At 67.4% G+C, this 2,667-nt stretch carries 1 protein-coding gene; it reads right to left on the bottom strand.

All coding sequences use genetic code 11. The features are described 5' to 3' along the window. Positions 1-2,667 (bottom strand): beta strand repeat-containing protein (locus FVE66_RS20305; RefSeq protein WP_194164336.1); only part of this gene is annotated, 2,667 nt, incomplete at both ends.

Genomic DNA, 2,667 nt, shown 5'->3' with positions numbered 1-2,667 from the left:
CCGCCGGCGCCGTCGAATGCGGTCGTGAAGTCGCCCGACAGGCTGACACCGGCCAGGCCATCCACCACTGCCCGCCCCGTGATGCTGCCGCTGCGGGTGCCGTCCGCGGCAATCAGCAAGGTCCCGCTGCCGTCCTCGATGCCGACGTAGGCACCGCCCGCTTCCATGCTGATCTGCACGCCGGTGGCGTCCACGCGCCAGCTGCGCGCGCCGGCCTCGTCCTGCTCGACCGTCAATTTGAAGTCGCCGCCCATGGTGGCGCCGCCCAGCGTCAGCGCGCCATCCACCGGAATCTCGAAGCGTCCGCCCAGCGCATCCAGCACCACGCTGCTGGCTTCATCCAGTGTGATGGTGCGGGCGGATTCGCTCCAGTCGATCACCGCTGCGCCAGCGGTGTCCAGCGCATTGCCGGCGGCATTGATCGCGCTGTTGATGTCCAGCGCCAGGCTGCGCAGGTCGGACAGCATGTAGCCGGCAAGCGTCGCTTCCTCGATGCTGGCCTTGCTGGTGACCCAGCGCCGCCCTGCTCCGCCTTGTTCGTTGCTGATCACCAATGCCAGGTCGACACCCGACAGGCTGGCGCCCAGTCCGCTGCCGCCGATATTGATTGCAGCGTCGATGCCGGCGCCGCCCAGGATCAGCTGCTCGACCTGCACCGTGCTGGCGTCGCTCAGCGTCACTTCGCCGCTGACGCTTTCCAGGAACAGTTCGCCATCGACATGCAGCACGCCTGCAATATCGGCCACCACATCGCCGCGCAGCCGGCTTTCATCTGCCAGCAAATTGACCTGATAGCTGCCGGTCGCGGTTTCCACCGATTGGCTGACCGCACTGCCCATCCGGTTCCAGGCGATCTGCATCGCATTGGCTTGCAGCGACAGGCCCGATACGCCGGTCAGGGCGACATCCCCTTCGGCCTGCACCGCGTAGCTGCTGCCGCTGGCATCGCGGTGCAGCAGCACGGCGCCACGGCCGTTGGCCAGCGTCGCGCCGACGCCGCCCAGCTCGATGCTGCCGCTCAGATTGTCCACGCCGATCGTGATGTCGGTCGCGCCATCCTGCGTGATGCTGCGGATTGCCAGCTGGCCCGACAAGCTGCCAAGCCCGTCGACGATCACGCTGCCTTCGGTGATCGTCAATTCCTGCACCGTGGCGCCGTCTGCAAATTCCAGCGTGACGCTGCCGGCGCCGGTATCCACCATCTGGGTGATGGCCCGGCCCAGCGTGTTGATGCGAACCTGCGCCGCTGCATCCAGCGTCACCGTGCCAAAACCGGTCAGGCTGGCGTTGCCTTCGGCCGACAGCGCATAGCCAGCACCGGCTGCGGCGCCATTGCCGGCAATCACCAGCGCCAGGCTGGCGTTGGCGACCTGCACGCCGTTGGCGCCGTCGCCGAATTGGGCGTTGACGCCGGCCGCGCCGATCACCACCTGTTCGTTGCTGCGAGATACCGCGAAGTCGCCGCCGATGCGGCCGAATCCATCCACTGCCAGTTGCACGTCGGTGCCGCCGAATACCAGTCCGCCGGCGCCGTCGAATGCGGTCGTGAAGTCGCCCGACAGGCTGACGCCGGCCAGGCCATCCACCACTGCCCGCCCCGTGATGCTGCCGCTGCGGGTGCCGTCCGCGGCAATCAGCAAGCTTCCGCTGCCGTCCTCGATGCCGATATAGGCGCCGCCCGCTTCCATGCTGATCTGCACGCCGGTGGCGTCCACCCGCCAACTGCGCGCGCCGGCCTCGTCCTGCTCGAGCGTCAATTTGAAGTTGCCACCCAGCGTGGCGCCGCCCAGCGTCAGCGCGCCATCCACCGGTATCTCGAAACGTCCGCCCAGCGCATCCAGCACCACGCTGCTGGTTTCATCCAGCGTGATGGTGCGGGCGTCCTGGCTCCAGTCGATCACTGCTGCACCAGCGGTATCCAGCGCGCTAGTCGCGGTGTCGATCGCGCTGTTGATGTCCAGCGCCAGGCTGCGCAGGTCGGACAGCGTGTAGCCGGCAAGCGTCGCTTCCTCGATGCTGGCCTTGCTGGTGACCCAGCGCCGCCCTGCTCCGCCTTGTTCGTTGCTGATCACCAATGCCAGGTCGACGCCCGACAGGCTGGCACCCAGTCCGCTGCCGCCGATATTGATTGCAGCGTCGATGCCGGCGCCGCCCAGGATCAGCTGCTCGACCTGCACCGTGCTGGCGTCGCTCAGCGTCACTGCGCCGCTGACGCTTTCCAGGAACAGCTCGCCCTCGACATGCAGCACGCCCGCAATATCGGCCACCACATCGCCGCGCAGCCGGCTTTCATCTTCCAGCAAATTGACCTGGTAGCTGCCGTGCGCGGTTTCCACCGATTGGCTGACCGCACTGCCCATCCGGTTCCAGGCGATCTGCATCGCATTGGCTTGCAGCGACAGGCCCGATACGCCGATCAGGGCGACATCGCCTTCGGCCTGCACCGCGTAGCTGCTGCCGCTGGCATCGCGGTGCAGCAGCACGGCGCCACGTCCGTTGGCCAGGGCCGCGCCGACGCCGCCCAGTTCGATGCTGCCGCTCAGATTGCCCACGCCGATCGTGATGTCGGTCGCGCCATCCTGCGTGATGCTACGGATTGCCAGCTGGCCCGACAAGCTGCCAAGCCCGTCGACGATCACGCTGCCTTCGGTGATCGTCACTTCCTGC

The sequence above is a fragment of the Lacisediminimonas profundi genome, from assembly GCF_008831265.1.
Classification (GTDB): domain Bacteria; phylum Pseudomonadota; class Gammaproteobacteria; order Burkholderiales; family Burkholderiaceae_D; genus Lacisediminimonas; species Lacisediminimonas profundi.
Note: the sequence above shows the minus strand (reverse complement) of the source record. Positions and strands in the feature narration are given on the sequence as shown.